Source organism: Arthrobacter sp. Ha26, assembly GCF_059091705.1.
This window is the reverse complement of record NZ_JBNHGX010000002.1, coordinates 13,496-29,264: the sequence shown is the minus strand read 5'-3', so window position 1 is coordinate 29,264 and position 15,769 is coordinate 13,496. Positions and strand designations below refer to the sequence as shown.

The 15,769-nt window shown below is 65.9% G+C and carries 16 protein-coding genes; 11 read left to right on the top strand and 5 right to left on the bottom strand.

The features are described 5' to 3' along the window. Nucleotides 1-10: 10 nt before the first annotated feature. Nucleotides 11-1,153, bottom strand: a complete 1,143-nt coding sequence (locus AC5RVY_RS05580; protein ID WP_493953732.1) for a DNA polymerase III subunit delta' — start codon at nucleotides 1,151-1,153, stop codon at nucleotides 11-13. Next, nucleotides 1,150-1,806 (bottom strand): dTMP kinase, encoded by a 657-nt coding sequence (gene tmk, locus AC5RVY_RS05575; RefSeq protein WP_493953731.1) that lies wholly within the window; start codon nucleotides 1,804-1,806, stop codon nucleotides 1,150-1,152. The genes AC5RVY_RS05580 and tmk overlap by 4 nt, the downstream gene beginning before the upstream one ends. 111 nt (nucleotides 1,807-1,917) lie before the next feature. On the opposite strand from tmk, the gene AC5RVY_RS05570 reads away from it, so the two are divergent. Together AC5RVY_RS05570 and AC5RVY_RS05565 are read left to right on the top strand one after the other, a co-directional pair. After that, nucleotides 1,918-3,108 (top strand): trans-sulfuration enzyme family protein, encoded by a 1,191-nt coding sequence (locus tag AC5RVY_RS05570; protein WP_493954255.1) that lies wholly within the window; start codon nucleotides 1,918-1,920, stop codon nucleotides 3,106-3,108. Between the two features lie 9 nt (nucleotides 3,109-3,117). Then, nucleotides 3,118-3,471, top strand: coding sequence for a DUF2516 family protein (locus AC5RVY_RS05565; protein ID WP_493953730.1), 354 nt, complete (start codon nucleotides 3,118-3,120; stop codon nucleotides 3,469-3,471). 60 nt (nucleotides 3,472-3,531) lie between these two features. Here the strand turns inward: AC5RVY_RS05565 and AC5RVY_RS05560 are convergent, their stop codons facing one another. Then, nucleotides 3,532-4,377: a class I SAM-dependent methyltransferase gene (locus tag AC5RVY_RS05560; RefSeq protein ID WP_493953729.1), complete on the bottom strand. Its 846-nt coding sequence runs from the start codon at nucleotides 4,375-4,377 to the stop codon at nucleotides 3,532-3,534. A gap of 115 nt (nucleotides 4,378-4,492) precedes the next feature. On the opposite strand from AC5RVY_RS05560, the gene AC5RVY_RS05555 reads away from it, so the two are divergent. Then, a complete protein-coding gene (locus AC5RVY_RS05555) occupies nucleotides 4,493-5,239 on the top strand; it encodes a phosphoglyceromutase (RefSeq protein ID WP_493953728.1) in 747 nt (248 codons plus the stop codon). A 151-nt stretch (nucleotides 5,240-5,390) separates the two neighbouring features. On the opposite strand, the gene phoU is transcribed toward AC5RVY_RS05555, so the two are convergent. Beyond that, complete coding sequence (gene phoU / locus AC5RVY_RS05550) at nucleotides 5,391-6,053, bottom strand: phosphate signaling complex protein PhoU (RefSeq protein ID WP_493953727.1); 663 nt, start codon at nucleotides 6,051-6,053, stop codon at nucleotides 5,391-5,393. A gap of 206 nt (nucleotides 6,054-6,259) precedes the next feature. Between phoU and AC5RVY_RS05545 the strand changes: the two genes are divergently transcribed. Continuing rightward, nucleotides 6,260-7,492, top strand: coding sequence for a sensor histidine kinase (locus AC5RVY_RS05545; RefSeq protein WP_493954254.1), 1,233 nt, complete (start codon nucleotides 6,260-6,262; stop codon nucleotides 7,490-7,492). Further along, nucleotides 7,489-8,169, top strand: coding sequence for a response regulator (locus AC5RVY_RS05540; protein ID WP_493953726.1), 681 nt, complete (start codon nucleotides 7,489-7,491; stop codon nucleotides 8,167-8,169). Before AC5RVY_RS05545 ends, AC5RVY_RS05540 begins: the two co-directional genes overlap by 4 nt. Before the next feature lie 144 nt (nucleotides 8,170-8,313). Here the strand turns inward: AC5RVY_RS05540 and AC5RVY_RS05535 are convergent, their stop codons facing one another. Next, nucleotides 8,314-8,880: a hypothetical protein gene (locus AC5RVY_RS05535; RefSeq protein WP_493954253.1), complete on the bottom strand. Its 567-nt coding sequence runs from the start codon at nucleotides 8,878-8,880 to the stop codon at nucleotides 8,314-8,316. A gap of 271 nt (nucleotides 8,881-9,151) precedes the next feature. On the opposite strand from AC5RVY_RS05535, the gene AC5RVY_RS05530 reads away from it, so the two are divergent. The 6 genes from AC5RVY_RS05530 (at nucleotide 9,152) to glgX (ending at nucleotide 15,768) form a co-directional block, all read left to right on the top strand. Next, complete coding sequence (locus AC5RVY_RS05530; RefSeq protein ID WP_011690592.1) at nucleotides 9,152-9,634, top strand: CarD family transcriptional regulator; 483 nt, start codon at nucleotides 9,152-9,154, stop codon at nucleotides 9,632-9,634. 97 nt (nucleotides 9,635-9,731) lie between these two features. After that, nucleotides 9,732-10,514, top strand: a complete 783-nt coding sequence (ispD, locus tag AC5RVY_RS05525; RefSeq protein ID WP_493953725.1) for a 2-C-methyl-D-erythritol 4-phosphate cytidylyltransferase — start codon at nucleotides 9,732-9,734, stop codon at nucleotides 10,512-10,514. 2 nt (nucleotides 10,515-10,516) lie between these two features. Further along, complete coding sequence (gene ispF, locus AC5RVY_RS05520; protein WP_493953724.1) at nucleotides 10,517-11,029, top strand: 2-C-methyl-D-erythritol 2,4-cyclodiphosphate synthase; 513 nt, start codon at nucleotides 10,517-10,519, stop codon at nucleotides 11,027-11,029. 9 nt (nucleotides 11,030-11,038) lie between these two features. After that, on the top strand, nucleotides 11,039-12,517 hold the full coding sequence (cysS, locus tag AC5RVY_RS05515) for a cysteine--tRNA ligase (protein ID WP_493953723.1): 1,479 nt from the start codon (nucleotides 11,039-11,041) through the stop codon (nucleotides 12,515-12,517). A gap of 104 nt (nucleotides 12,518-12,621) precedes the next feature. Continuing rightward, entirely contained in the window at nucleotides 12,622-13,611 is a 990-nt protein-coding gene (gene rlmB / locus AC5RVY_RS05510; RefSeq protein ID WP_493953722.1) for a 23S rRNA (guanosine(2251)-2'-O)-methyltransferase RlmB, read from the top strand. Nucleotides 13,612-13,641: 30 nt separating this feature from the next. Then, entirely contained in the window at nucleotides 13,642-15,768 is a 2,127-nt protein-coding gene (gene glgX / locus AC5RVY_RS05505) for a glycogen debranching protein GlgX (protein ID WP_493953721.1), read from the top strand. The last annotated feature ends 1 nt before the right edge of the window (nucleotide 15,769 follow it).

Sequence of the window (15,769 nt, the reverse complement as noted above, 5' to 3'; positions counted from 1 at the left end):
CTTGGAGGGGCTAGATCAGGCTGGCTGCCATGGACTCAATGGTCAACAGCGGGGCAACGTTGGTGGTGGTAATGCGTTCGCGGGCTTTGTTGATGGCATCCATGCGGGCAAGGGTCGCTTCTGGAGTGGAGCGGCTGGCGAACTCCTCCAATTCACCCCTCAACTCAACGTTTACGAGCTCCACAGCATTCCCGAGCTGGATGATCATCACATCACGGTAGAAGGACAGCAGGTCTGTCAGGGTACGGTCCAGGGAATCGGTGACGGACCGCTTGGCACGGCGCTTCTGGTCTTCCTCGAGCTGCTTCACCTGGCTTCGCATGGCCGGCGGGAGCGTGCCCGATTCCGGCGCCCCGAGCGTTGCCAGCAGCGCCGCCTTCTCGGCGGCATCGCGTTCCTCATTTGAACTGGTGGCCTCGGCGGTGGCAATCTTAACCAGCTTTTCCGCCATCATCACCGCGGCGGTGACCCCGCGCAGTCCCAATGGAAACCGCACCGTCTCCAGGCGGCGCTCCCGGGCCGCAGGGTCCCGGGCAAGCCGACGGGCAATGCCCACGTGACTTTGCGCCGCCCGGGCCGCACGCTCCGCCAAAGCCGGCTCCACGCCGTCGCGCTTCACCAACAGGGCAGCCACGTCAGCGGCGGGCGGCAGGCGCAACGCGACACTGCGGCAACGGGAGCGGATGGTCACCAGTACATCAGCCGGGGACGGGGCGCACAGCATCCATACCGTCCGCGGGGTTGGTTCCTCGATGGCCTTCAGGAGCACGTTCGTGGTCCGCTCGGCCATCCGGTCGGCGTCCTCCACCACGATGATCCGCCAGCGGCCGGCTGAGGGCCGGTTGCCTGCGGTGGCTACCAGTTCACGGGCTTCATCGATGGTGATGGTGACTTTTTCGGTCCGTACGAACGTGACGTCGGAGTGGGTTTCGCCCAGGATGGTCAGGCATGCGGGACACTGCCCGCAACCGCGCCGGCTGACATCCTCCTGGTCACAGTTCAACGCGGCCGCGAAGGCTTTGGCAGCATTCGACCGGCCGGAGCCCGGCGGGCCGGTAAAGAGCCATGCATGTGTCAGGTTTTCGCCGCTGGCGGCCTGGCGCAGTTGTTCGACGACGGCGGCCTGGCCCTGCAGGTCGTCCCATACAGTCATGCGCTGCCCACCTCCGCGGCGGCGAGCAGGGCCTCCACGCGCTGGAGGATCTGCGCGGCCAGGTCATCGACGGGAAGATGCGCCGGAAGCACCAGGTAGGACCCGGCACGGCTGGCCGCGAGCTCAAGGAAGGCATCCCGGATCCGCACGTGAAATTCGTCAGCTTCGGATTCCAGCCGGTCCTCGGCAGCATCACCGGCAGTCCTGCGCCGCCGCCCCACTTCGGGGTCAACGTCCAGCAGCACAGTGAGGTGGGGTTCCAGGCCGGAGGTGGCCCAGGCATTAATGGACCGGACTGCGTCCTTGCCAAGGTTCCGGCCGGCTCCCTGGTAGGCAACGGACGAATCAATGTAGCGGTCCGTCAGGACCACCTCGCCGCGTTCAAGCGCGGGCCGGATGACCTGGGTGGCGTGCGCTGCGCGCGAGGCCGCAAAGATCAGGGCTTCGGTGTGGGCGTCGATGTGCCCCTGGCCATGGTCCAGGACCAGGGACCGCAGTTTCTCGCCGATGGGGGTGCCGCCGGGCTCACGCGTTCGCAGGACCTTAAGTCCCCGCGATTCAAGGGCGTCCGCGAGCCGGGCTGCCTGGGTGGACTTGCCGGCGCCGTCCCCGCCCTCAAACGCGATGAAAAGGCCCGCCCGTTGTTTGCTCACTTCACAAGCCTACCGATCCGCACCGTCAAGTGCAGTTTGCGGCCAGGGCCATGTGGACAGGAAGTGTGGCGCCGTTTAAGGCTGCCGGCAGTGAACAGTACGCTTTTCTCCATGAGTCTTTCCGAGCAGCAAGCGGCTTCCCTGGCAGCTGAGACGGTAGTGGTGGCCGCCGGACGTCCCCCGAGGGGCAGGGACCAGCCGGTCAACCCGCCCATCGTCCTGTCCTCCACATACTTCGGCAGCGGTCCGCTTGCTGACGGCGACCGCGGTTACGGCCGGTACTCCAATCCCACCTGGGATCCCTTCGAAGAAGCGCTCGGCCAGCTTGAAGGCTCGGAACTGCCCGGCCTCCTCTATGCTTCGGGCCTCGCCGCCGTCAGTTCGGCACTTTCCCTCATTCCGGCCGGGGGAGTGCTGGTCATGCCGACGCACAGCTACTCGGGTTCGCTGGTAATGGCCGCCGAGCTTGCCCAAAAGGGTTTCATCGAACTCCGGACCGTGGACATTGCGGACACTGACGCCGTCAAGGAAGCGCTCTCGCCCCGCGGCCCGGCTGCGCGGTCCGCTGCCATGCTTTGGCTGGAAAGCCCCACGAATCCGATGCTGGGGATCGCGGAGATATCTGCCCTCACCGAGGCCGCACACGCTGCCGGAGCGATCGTGGTCACGGACAACACCTTTTCCACCCCCCTGGTCCAGCAACCTCTGCTGCTGGGATCCGACGTCGTCCTGCATTCGGTGACCAAGTACCTGGCGGGCCATTCCGACGTCGTGCTCGGTGCCCTCGTGACGTCCAACCCTGATATCCGCTCCGCACTGCTTCACCACCGGATCATCCACGGTGGCATTGCGGGCCCGTTCGAAGCATGGCTGGCCCTGCGCGGGCTGCGGACGCTCGCCCTGCGGATCGAGCGGTCCCAGGCATCTGCGCTGGTCCTGGCGGAGCGGCTCGCGGCCCACCCGCTGACCGAATCCATCCGGTTCCCAGGCCTTCCCACGGATCCGGGACACGCACGGGCGAAGGCACAGATGCAGGGGTTCGGCTCGATCATTTGCATCCAGGTGGCACCGGCGGGAGGACGCAGCGGCGCCGACGCCGCGGACGCGCTGGTGCGCGCGCTGGAACTGTGGCTTCCCGCGACATCGCTGGGCGGGGTTGAATCACTGATCGAAAGGCGCCGCCGGCACACCGCGGAACCGGCCAGTGTTCCCGAAAACCTGGTCCGCCTCAGCGTAGGCATTGAAAACGTGGAGGACCTTTGGGCCGACCTGAAGCAGGCGCTGGACGCGTTGGGCGGCTAGGCTGGGCTTGTGGACGGTGAACTTCTTATTCGGCCTGTAGAACAGGCAATTTTCTTTCTTCTTGCCCTGGTGGCACTTGCGCTTGAACTCTGGGCCGTGGTGGACTGCGCCCGCCACCGGGCAAATGCCTTCGAAGCCACTGGCAAGAGGACCAAGACTTTCTGGCTGGCACTCACCGGCGGCGCCGCACTGGTGGGCGTCATCTCGTTTTTCGGCAGCGGCGGCGGCCTTTTCGGCACGCTGGGGCTGTTCGGGCTCGCAGCCGTCGTGGCAGCATCCGTCTACCTGGCTGACGTCCGGCCCGCAGTCAAGGATGCAGGCCGAGGCGGCAGCCGCAATACCGGCCCATACGGTCCCTGGTAATCCCACCGGCCCCCTGGGCTCGCAAGTTCGCCCAGGGAACCCTGCCGGCGTGGGCCCCGCTTAGGCCCGCGGGGCCACCGCTTCCCAGTCCACCGTCAGCTCGCCCAGCCGCCACCGCGCCGGCCCGTCCTGCACCGGCCACCCGGCATCGCGCAAAAGGCGGCACATGGACTGCCAGCGCTGCCGGTTCCCGAAGGCCCCGTGCGGGGCGGACTCCAGCCAGGCCCGGTCCATCGCCTGCATCAGGGCATGGACGGGTTCGCCGGGAACGTTGCGGTGGATCAACGCCTTGGGAAGCCGTTCGGCAACATCGGACGGAAGGGCAAAACTGCCGAACCGGACCGAAATGCTCAATGACAGCGGCCGCTCCGCATCCAGCGCAACCCACGTGACCCGCCGCCCGATTTCGTCGCAGGTCCCGTCGATAAACAAGCCCTCCCCGGACAGCCGGTCCTGTACGAGCCGCCACATGCCGGGCACATCCGCTTCCTCATACTGGCGCAGCACATTAAAAGCGCGGACCAGGACTGGCCTGCCCGGAATCGGAATCTCGAAGCCGCCCACATGAAAGCTCAACCCGGGCCGCTGCAGGGGCAGGGCGGCACGGACGCGCTCCGGCTCGATCTCGATCCCGCACACCCGGACGTCCGGCCGAACAGCAGAGAGCCGTTCAAAAAGTTCGACGGCGGTGGCCGGGGTGGCGCCGTATCCCAGGTCCACCACCAAAGGGTCCGCGGAGGACCGGAGCCGCCAGGCCTGCGGCCCTGTCAGCCAGCGGTCCAGCCGGCGCATGCGGTTCGGGTTGGTGGTGCCCCGGGTGACGTTGCCCACCGGCCGGCCCTGCCTGCCAGCCGGATTCCTGCCCGATATCTGCGGGGAGGCCACCCGTTCAGCTTTTTGCACCACCGCCCCACCTTATCGTTGCCGCCCTTGCGGCCCGTACCGGGTGTTTCGTGACGCTGGCGGAGCACCGGCTGTAACGCTGGGCGGCCGGCAGCGGCGCTCGGCTAGGATGAAAATCATGACTTACAAGCTGATTCTGCTGCGCCACGGCCACAGCGAATGGAACGCCAAGAACCTGTTCACCGGTTGGGTGGACGTAGACCTCAACAACCAGGGCCGCCAGGAAGCAGCACGGGGCGGGGAGCTCCTGGTTGAGAACGATATTCTCCCGGACATCCTTTACACCTCCCTGTTGAAGCGGGCCATCAACACCGCCAACATCGCCCTGGACAAAGCTGACCGCGGCTGGATCCCGGTCAAGCGCGACTGGCGCCTTAACGAACGCCACTACGGCGCGCTGCAGGGCAAGGACAAGGCCCAGACCCTGGCCGAATACGGCGAGGAGCAGTTCATGGAGTGGCGCCGCTCCTACGACACCCCGCCGCCGCCCCTGGACGATGACTCCGAGTTCTCCCAGGCCCACGACCCGCGCTACGCGGACCTCGGCGACGCCCTTCCCCGCACCGAATGCCTGAAGGACGTCCTGGTCCGCCTGCTGCCGTACTGGGAATCGGACATCAAGGAAGACCTGAAGGCCGGCAAGACCGTCCTTGTCACCGCCCACGGCAACTCCCTGCGCGCACTGGTCAAGCACCTCGACGGCATCAGTGACGAAGCCATCGCAGGCCTGAACATCCCCACGGGCATCCCGCTGGTCTACGACCTGGACGAAAACTTCGAGCCCATCAAGCCGGGCGGCACCTACCTGGATCCCGATGCCGCTGCAGAGGCAATCTTGGCCGTGGCCAACCAGGGTAAAAAGTAAAACTTCGCGGTTCTTCGCCGGTTGCTCGGTCGTTCCTCCCTTAGACGCACTCCGGCCGAAGAACACGCTGTGTTAGAAGGTTGAAGGGACGACGGCGGGCCGGTCACTTTTGGTGACCGGCCCGCCGTCGTCCCTTCAGCAGCAGGTGCTGTCAGCTGTGTTCGATGCCGTTCGGCTGCCATGCGCCTGTCACCAGGTAGGTGACCTTCTGCGCCACGGAGACACCGTGGTCCGCAAACCGCTCAAAGTACCGGCTGGCCAGCGCCACATCCACCGTCGTGGCAGGCGTCTCGGCCCACTCCGTATCCGCGATGGCCTTGAAGACGCTGAGGTGCAGATCGTTGATGGCGGTATTGGCCTTCAGGATGTCCCGTGCCACCTCCAGGTCGCGGGTCTCCAGGAGGACGGTGAGCTTGTCCGCGATCTCCTGGTCCAGATCGGCCATGCTCTTGAATGTTGCCGTCATGGATTCCGGGATGACGATCGAGGGGAAACGGAGGCGGGCCAGCTGGGCGATGTGCCGGGCGAGGTCACCCATGCGCTCCAGTGAGGCACTCATCCGCAGGGAGCCCACGATCATCCGCAGATCGCTGGCAACGGGACCCTGCAGGGCCAGGATGTCGATGGCCCGTTCATCCAGGCTGTTCTGCAGGAAGTCGATGCGGGCATCCGCTGCGATGACATCCTGGGCCAGATCCACGTCCGCCACCTGGAACGAGGTGGTGGCTTTGTCCATTGCCTCGCTGACCAGCCGGGAGATCTCCACCAGCTGGTCACCCACCTGGGTCAGCTCTTCCTGAAAAACCTTGCGCACTAGGCGTCCTTTCCTTGGAACTCCCGTCCCGCCCGCATCCGGACAGCAGGAATTCATGTCGCCGTTCGGCAGTCCAACTCGTTACTCTCCCAGTATCCGGTAAACGGTTAAGTCCTTGAAGATGAACGTTAGTTGAACCGTTGGCTCAGCAGGTCCGGACGGCCCGACGGCCGCCTGCCAGCGCATAAGGTGGAGCTGTGGATCCTATGCTCATCGGTCTGGTCGCCGGCCTCGTTGGCCTGGCACTCGGTACCTTCGGAGTGCTTGCTTACAGGGTCAGCGAGAAGCAGCGCCAGCTGCTGGATGTCGACGCCGATGAACTCGCACTGCCGGGCGGTGCAGCCGAGGTGCTGGCCGTCGTCGGACGGGCCTTCGTGGTGGTGGATGCCATTGACGGCGTGGTCCGCGCCAGCCCCGCCGCCTACGCCTACGGCCTGGTCCGCGGTCACACTGTGGTCCACAAGGAACTGCTGGACATGACGGCAGGGGTCCGGCGAGACGGCGTCATCCTGGAAAGGCAGCTGGAGCTGCCGCGGGGACCGCTGGGGCAGGGAACCATCATTGTGCAGGTGCGCGCAGCCATGCTCGGTGAGGAATACATCCTCTTGCTGGCGGACGACCGCACGGAGATCACCCGCACCGAGGAAATCCGCAACGACTTCGTGGCCAACGTCTCGCACGAACTGAAGACGCCGGTGGGCGCCATTTCCCTGCTCGCCGAAGCGCTGGAGTCATCGGCCGACGACGAAGAGGCCGTGCGCCGGTTCGCCAAGCGCATGCATAAGGAGTCCGGGCGGCTCGCTGCCCTGGTGCAGGACATCATCGAACTTTCCCGGCTGCAGGGCGCCAGCGTCACGCAGGAAGGCGGGCCCGTCGACGTCAATACGGTGATCGCGGAGGCCGTGGACCGCTCCCAGCTTCCGGCCGAAAGCAAAAACATCCGCATTGTTGTGGGCGGCCGGACCGAGGGGAAGGTCTTCGGCGACCAGGACCTCCTGGTTACTGCGCTGCGGAATCTGATCGACAACGCCATCCGCTACTCGCCGGCGAACACCAGGGTGGGAATCGGTGTCCGGTCCAGGGACGGTCTGGTGTCGATTTCCGTGACGGACCAGGGCGAGGGACTCAGCGCCGAGGACCAGGAGCGCGTTTTCGAGCGCTTCTACCGTGTTGATGCGGCCCGTTCCCGCCACACCGGAGGCACAGGCCTGGGCCTCAGCATCGTCAAGCATGTCGCCTCCAACCATGGCGGTGAAGTGACCCTTTGGTCGCAGCCCGGCCAGGGCTCCACCTTCACCCTCCGCCTTCCGGAGATGGAGGGCCAGGACGGCGAGGAGGAGCTTCCGCTGCCCGCCTACGGCGCGGCCGGGCAGGTTGAGCCCACTGTCACGCAAGTACCCCGCGCCGCCGGCGCAAAAGAACGAGGAGCTACCGCTTGAGCAGGATCTTGATTGTGGAGGACGAGGAGTCGTTCAGCGATCCCTTGTCCTATTTACTGGGCAAGGAAGGGTTCGAGGTGGAGGTGGTGGACAACGGCCTGGACGCCATCACCGAATTCGACCGGAACGGCGCCGACCTTGTCCTGCTGGACCTCCAGCTCCCCGGACTGTCCGGCACCGAAGTCTGCCGCCAGCTGCGCCAGCGCTCCAGCGTCCCGGTGATTATGCTGACGGCCAAGGACGCCGAAATCGACAAGGTGGTGGGCCTGGAACTGGGCGCCGACGACTACGTCACCAAGCCGTACTCGTCCCGGGAACTGGTCGCCAGGGTCAGGGCCGTCCTGCGCCGCCAGGGCGAACCGGAGGAGCTGGTCTCCTCCACGGTCCAGGCCGGACCGGTGCGGATGGACATTGAACGCCACGTGGTGAGCGTGGGCGGCGAGCAGGTGCTGCTCCCGTTGAAGGAGTTCGAACTCCTGGAGATGCTGCTGCGCAACTCCGGCCGGGTGCTCACCCGCGGGCAGCTCATCGACCGCGTCTGGGGCTCGGACTACGTGGGTGACACCAAGACCCTGGACGTCCACGTCAAGCGGCTCCGCGGCAAGATTGAACCCGACCCCTCAGCGCCGCGCTACCTGGTGACCGTCCGCGGACTCGGCTACAAGTTCGAACCGTAGGACCGCACAAACTCAAGGCCCGCACAACCCGGGGAAAGCAGACGCAGCGGCGTCCAAGCGAAGGGTGGCATGGGAAAGACGGGTGGTATGGAAAAAGGGAGGGGCCGGCCGGCCCCTCCCTTTTCCATACGGTGCCTGCAGGCCTTAGTGGCCGGTGCCTCCGGCGGAGTGCGATGCTGTTGCGCTTTCGGATGCCGTGGAGGACGGGGAAGCCGAGGTGCTGGGCGAAGGAGTGCTGCCGGCGGGCAGGTATTCCTCGTATTCCGGCAGGGTTGCATCAACCACCGGCACCTTTACGGTGCTGTTGACGTTGGTGCCGTCTTCGCTGATCTTGACGTCGACCAGCGAGCCCGGTGCGCCGCCGCTGGTGCTCAGGATGGCGGCATCGGTGGTGCTGTTCAGGAGGGTGTAGGAGTTCGCCTTGACCGGAACCTCGGTCTGGGAGCCCTCGGCGCCGTTGAGCTTCAGCGTGACATCGCTGGAGGACGAATTGTAGACAGCGCCGATCACGCGGCCCGGCTCATCCTCGCCGGAAGAAACAATGAGGATGTTGCGCAGCTGGAGCGGGCCGAGGTCGGTGCGGATACCGTCCGATGCGGAGTACTGCTGGTTTGTCTGCTGGGGTGTGATGTATCCGCAGCCCGCCGTCAGCAGGCCGACGCCAAGGGCGGCCCCCGTCAGTGCCAGTCTGGCGCGCTGGGCCCGGTTCATCGCAGTGAAACGCACGTCACGTACTCCTCGAGGGTTTTGAAAAATTATTCAGCCATAGCCTAGCTGCAAACCCCCTCAAACGAGGATTCGAGGGCGTCATATCACCCTTGGCAGCGCACGCGCGATGCACTATTATCTGCGTTCGTCAAGGGGGTGAAGGGGGTCGATTGTGCTGTTTTTCCGCGGATTTTCGCGGTTCGGGGCCCTTTTGCCGGCCGGTCATATGCCTGAATCGTGATAAACTGGTCTGCGGGAAAGGGGAAATGTCCACATGGTATTTGAGGTCGGCGAGACAGTAGTTTACCCTCACCACGGTGCTGCGAAGATTGAAGAAATCAAGATGCGCACCATCAAGGGCGAAGAGAAAATGTATCTCAAGCTCAAGGTGGCTCAGGGTGATCTGACCATTGAAGTTCCAGCAGAGAATGTTGATCTTGTTGGGGTTCGGGACGTAGTGGGCAAGGAAGGCCTGGAGCACGTGTTTGATGTGCTTCGCGCCGAGTTCACCGAAGAACCCACCAACTGGTCACGCAGGTACAAGGCAAATCTGGAGAAGCTTGCTTCCGGTGACGTCATCAAGGTAGCAGAGGTCGTCCGCGACCTGTGGCGCCGCGATCACGACCGGGGCCTTTCCGCAGGCGAGAAGCGAATGCTGGCCAAAGCCCGGCAGATTCTGATTTCAGAACTGGCACTGGCTGAAAAGACCGACGAGGAGAAGGCTGCAAGCGTTCTCGACGAGGTCCTGGCTTCCTAAGAATTGAACCCCGGCGGCACCCACGTGCCACCGGGGCTTCTTTTTGCCCGGATTTCGGTCCGGGCAGGGCCGTCGGCGGGGACGTAGGCTAGTCCGCATGAGTGAAACTCCCACGCGCCCGGTCACCGCAGTGATTCTGGTAGCCGCAGGCTCCGGGCAGCGGCTTGGCTACGGCATGCCCAAAGCAGCCGTGCCCCTCGGCGGCGAACCCATCCTGATGCACGCCCTGCGGGGAATCGTCGCCTCCGGCGTCAGCAGCCAGGTATGCATCGCACTGCCCGCCGGGGACACCGCGCTGCGGCAACTGTGCCAGGACTTCAGGCAGGAACTGGCCGACGGCGGCCCCCTCCTCTCGATTGTGGACGGCGGCGACACCCGCGCCGACTCCGTCCGGGCGGGCATTGCTGCCCTGATGGACGGGATCGAAGCGGTCCTGGTGCACGACGCCGCCCGCGCGCTGACCCCCGAGTCGGTCTTCCACCGCGTGACCGACGCCCTGGCAGCCGGCGCCGCCGCAGTGATTCCCGCCGTCGCCGTCGTGGATACCGTCAAGACCGTGGCCGCCACCACCGGCGAGGACAGCGCACTGGCCCCGGAAATCGTTACCGGTACAGCTCCGCGGGAGGAACTGCGCGCTGTGCAGACGCCCCAGGGCTTCCAGATCGGCACCCTCCTCAAGGCTCACCAGGCAGCAGCCACCCTGGACCAGCAGCAGTCCGCCGCCGTGACGGATGACGCGATGCTCGTGGAAATGCTGGGCACGCCAGTCCACGCCGTCCGCGGCTCCAGCCAGTCACTGAAGATCACCACCCCGCTGGATCTGATCCTCGCCGAGGGACTGCTGGAGGGGCCCCTGGGCGCCCGCTGGGTGGAAGGCTAGGAATGGACGTTTCACCGATACTTCCCCGCACCGGCATCGGCCTCGACGTCCATGCCTACGCAGCTGAGGACGCACCGCGTCCGCTCTGGCTTGGCGGCCTCTACTGGGAGGGGGAACGCGGCCTCGCCGGGCATTCCGACGGTGACCCGGTGGCGCACGCGGCCGCGGATGCGCTGTTTTCGGCAGCCGGCGTGGGCGACCTTGGCACCCACTTCGGCACCAGCCGCCCTGAATTTGCCGGCGCCTCCGGGGTCACGCTGCTCGCGGAAGCCGCCCGGATCGTGCGGGCCGCCGGTTTCGAAATCGGCAACGTGGCAGTCCAGTTCGTGGCCAACCGGCCCAAGTTCGGGCCACGGCGGGAGGAATCGCAGCGGGTTCTGAGCGAGGCCGCGGGCGCGCCGGTCAGTGTGACGGCAACCACCAGTGACGGTCTCGGGTTCGCCGGCCGGGGGGAAGGCATCAGCGCGGTGGCCACCGCGCTCGTGTATCCAAGCCACTCCGGCGCCATCGGCTAATCTGGAGCGGTGACCCTGCGCTTCTATGACACCGCCTCCGCCGAAGTCCGGAACTTCGTCCCCCTGATCGAGGGCAAGGCCAGCCTCTACTACTGCGGGGCCACGGTGCAGGGCATGCCCCACGTTGGCCACATCCGTTCCGCCATTGCCTTCGACCAGCTCACCCGCTGGCTCCAGTACCGCGGCCTTCGGGTGACGGTGGTCCGGAACGTCACCGACATCGACGACAAGATCCTGGCAAAGTCCGAGGCATCCTTCGCCGCGGACTTCAGCCCGGAACCCGGCGAGGTGGCGCAGGAAGAATGGTGGGCCCTGGCCTACCGCTACGAACAGGAATTCCTGAAGGCCTACGACGCCCTGGGCGTCTCCCGGCCCACCTACGAACCGCGGGCTACCGGCCACATCCCGGAGATGCACGCTCTTATCCAGCAGCTGATCGACCGCGGCCACGCCTACCCTGCGCTGGACGACTCCGGGGACGTCTACTTCGATGTCCGTTCCTGGAGCAAATACGGCGCCCTCACCCGGCAGAACATCGATGACATGCAGGCAGCGCCCGACGCCGACCCGCGGGGCAAGAAGGATCCCCGCGACTTCGCGTTGTGGAAGGGTTCCAAAGCCGGGGAACCGGCCACAGCAAGCTGGGCGTCCCCTTGGGGAGCCGGACGGCCGGGCTGGCACCTGGAGTGCTCCGCCATGGTCACCAAATACCTTGGGGCCGAGTTTGATATCCACGGCGGCGGCCTGGACCTGCGGTTCCCGCACCACGAAAACGAACTGGCCCAATCGCAGGCGGCAGGGCACCCGTTCGCCAAATTCTGGATGCACAACGGGATGGTCACCTACGAGGGCGAAAAGATGTCCAAGTCCATCGGGAACACCATCAGCCCGGCGGAGATGCTGGAACTCGCTCCACCCCGGGTGGTCCGCTATTACCTCGGCCAGGCGCATTACCGCTCAGTGCTGGACTACCGTCCCACGTCTCTGCAGGAGGCTGCAGCCGCCGTCGAACGCATTGATGGTTTCATCGCCAAAGCCGCCGCACGCTTCGGCGGCGGCATGAAGGGGGCCATGGAAAGCCCCGCCGGTGCCTTCGGGCCGTCGGACGAGGCCGTGCGCGCGTTCTCCGAGGCCATGGACGACGACCTGAACGTCCCGCGGGCACTGGCCGCACTCCATGAAACTGTCCGCGCCGGCAACACCGCCCTCGCCGAAGGGGACGACGACGCCGCGTCGCAGGCCCTCAACGCCGTGATGACCATGACGGAGGTCTTGGGGCTCAACGCCGTGGCCGGCACCGGTGACGGCAACACCAAGGAAGCCGCTGCCCTGGACGTCCTGGTGCAGGCCCAGCTGGAAGCCCGGGCCGCGGCCAGGGCAGACAAGGACTGGGCGGCGTCCGACGCCATCCGGAACACCCTGGCGTCAGCCGGCATCCTGGTGGAAGACGGCCCGGACGGGGCGACCTGGAGCCTGAAACGGGATTGATCCGCCCCTTCGCCAGAGCACGCCCATGATCCGGAGCCGCGGATTTTTCTTCGGTCAGTAGACTGGTAGGCAGACTCAGTCAACACAATCAAGGGTGGAACACAATGGCCAACAATGGTCGCCGATCGGTTAAAGCGAAGAAGGGCCCAACCATCGGAACCGGTGGTCATGGCCGCAAGGCCCTCGAAGGCAAGGGCCCCACACCCAAGGCCGAGGACCGCCCGTACCACAAAGCGCACAAGGCCAAGCAGCTCTCCGAGCGGTCTGCGGCCAAGCGCGGCACGGGTGCGCGCAGCGCCGGTGCGGCCAAGTCAGGCCCCAAGGGACGTGCCACCGAAGAAGTGGTCACCGGCCGGAACTCTGTGGTCGAAGCGCTCCGGGCCGGCATTCCCGCCAAGGCCCTCCACGTTGCCATCCGCATTGAAATGGATGACCGCGTCAAGGAATCCTTGAAGATCGCCGCGGAGCGCGGGATCCCCCTGATGGAGACCGGCAAGCCCGAACTGGACCGGATGACGGATGACGCCGTCCACCAGGGCCTGGTGCTCCAGATCCCGCCCTACGAATACCAGGACGCTTACGAGCTCGCAGAGGAAACCGTGGCGAAGTGGAAGAAGGGCCACGTCGCAAACGCGCCCCTCTTCGTCGCCCTCGACGGCATCACCGATCCCCGCAACCTCGGGGCCATCATCCGCTCCGTGTCCGCCTTCAGCGGCCACGGCGTCATCGTCCCCGAACGCCGTTCCGTGGGCGTCACCGCCTCCGCCTGGAAGACCAGCGCCGGCGCGGCGGTGCGTGTCCCCGTGGCCCGCGCCTCCAACCTCAACAGCGCGCTGAAGCAGTTCAAGAACATGGGCATCTTTGTCCTGGGCCTGGATGGCGACGGCGACGTCTCGCTTCCGGACCTGACCCTCGCCACCGAACCGGTCTGCATCGTGGTGGGCTCGGAAGGCAAGGGCCTCAGCCGGCTGGTCCGCGAGAACTGCGACCAGATTGTGTCGATCCCCATCGACTCGGCCATGGAATCCCTGAACGCTTCCATGGCCGTGGGCATCTCCCTGTACGAAGTGTCCCGCCAGCGTGCGGCAAAGTAGCGGGTCCGGCGCGGCAGCTGGGTTTAGGTGATGGTCATGCCGCTCTTTGATACCGTTTCCACTACCGACGCCTCAACAGCCCTTCCCCTCGGCGTGACCGTCCCGCGCGGGCATTTGGCCGGTAGGGGTCCGGCCGCCAACGGCGAACGCCCCGCGGCGCCGGCCAACGTTGCCTGCTATGCCCCGGGCGTGCGGAACCTGGAAATTGCCTATAGGGCCCCCGGCGGCCACTGGCGCGTCCAAGCGCTGCCCAATGTGAGCCACGGCGTGCATCACGGGATGGTTGAGGACCTGCCGTACGGTTCAAGGTACGGCTTCCGTGAAGCAGCCGCGGGGGAGTCACTCCCGGTGGCGGTACCGGCAGGCGGTATTGACAACGACGGCGGCCAGCCGCTGCTGCTGGACCCTTACGGCCCTGCCGTGGACCAGTCCGAGGGGTTCCTGGCCAGCGTGCGGACGGCTTCAGGCTTCGACTGGGGACAGGATGAGCGGCTGAAACTGCCGTGGCGGGACACGATCATCTACGAGGCCCATGTCCGGGGTCAGAGCATGCTCCACCCGGACGTGCCGGAGGAACTCCGCGGCACCTACGCCGGCCTGGCACACCCGGCCATCGTGGAGCACCTCAAGAGCCTTGGCGTCACCTCCATCCAGCTGCTTCCTGTGCACTTCCACCTGGACGAGCCGCACCTGCAGGACCTGGGATTAACAAACTACTGGGGATACAACAGCGCCGCGTTTTTCGCCCCGCACCCCCACTACGCCACCAGGGCGGCGCAGGACGCCGGCGCCCAGGCGGTCCAGGACGAATTCAAGGGCATGGTCCAGGCGCTGCATGCCGCGGGCCTGGAAGTGATCCTGGACGTTGTCTACAACCACACCGCAGAGGGCGGGCCTGACGGCCAGACCCTCAACTTCCGCGGCCTGGGGGAGGACAGCTACTACCGCACCGACGGGCACGGCAAGTACGTCGATACCACGGGTTGCGGCAACAGCCTGGACTTCTCCCAGCCCCAGGTGGTCCAGCTGGTCCTGGACTCGTTGCGGTACTGGGTGGACGAATTCCACATCGACGGCTTCAGGTTTGACCTGGCCGTGACGCTCTGCCGGAACGCAGCCAACGAGTTCGATCCCGAGCACCCGTTCCTCACGGAAATCGCCTCCGATCCTGTGCTGTCCGACGTGAAGCTCATCGCCGAACCCTGGGACGTGGGCTACGGCGGCTGGCAGACCGGGCGGTTTCCGGCGGGCTGGGCGGACTGGAACGACCACTTCCGGGATGGCGTGCGCTCCTTCTGGCTGACGGACCGCGCTGCCCTGGAGTCCGGCGGCCAAGGCGGGTCGGTGTCCAAGCTTGCGGACGTGCTGTCCGGCTCCGCGGCCCTCTTCGCCGCGTCCGGCCGGTCGCGCCTGGCCTCGCTGAACTACATCACCTCCCACGACGGCTTCACCATGAACGACCTCGTCTCCTACGACCGGAAGCACAACGAGGCCAACGGCGAACAGAACCGGGACGGGCACGGCGACAACCGCAGCTACAACCACGGTTTTGAAGGCCCCACCGAGGACGGCTCCATCCTGGCCAGGCGTGCGCAGTCCCGCCGGAACCTGATGGCCTCGCTGATGATTTCCCTCGGCGTGCCCATGATCACGGCCGGCGACGAGCTGGCGCGGACCCAACAGGGGAACAACAACGCCTACTGCCAGGACAACCCCATCACCTGGCTCGATTGGACCACAACGCCCGAATCGCACGAGATGCTCCGCAGCACCAAGCGGTACATCCGGCTTCGCAAGGAGTTCCTGGCCGCGCAGCCCAACGACTTCCCGGTGCAGGACGAACAGTCCTATCTCTATTGGTTCGACCAGGCCGGCCAGCCGATGTCCATGGAACGCTGGAATGATCCCCGGCACCGCGTGATGCAGCTCCTGCTGGGCTCTGAAGACGGCACCCTCGCCGGGCTGGTAGTGGTGAACGGCAGCACCTCGGATGTGCAGATCACCCTCCCGCGGGTCAGCGCGGCGGAGGCCCCGCAGCGGATATTCGAGCTGCGGTTGACCACCTCGCCGCAGCACGAGCTCCGCCAGGGGACCAGGGTATCTTCGGGGGAGCAGGATCTCCTCGAGGCCAACTCCATCAGCATCTACCGCACGTAGT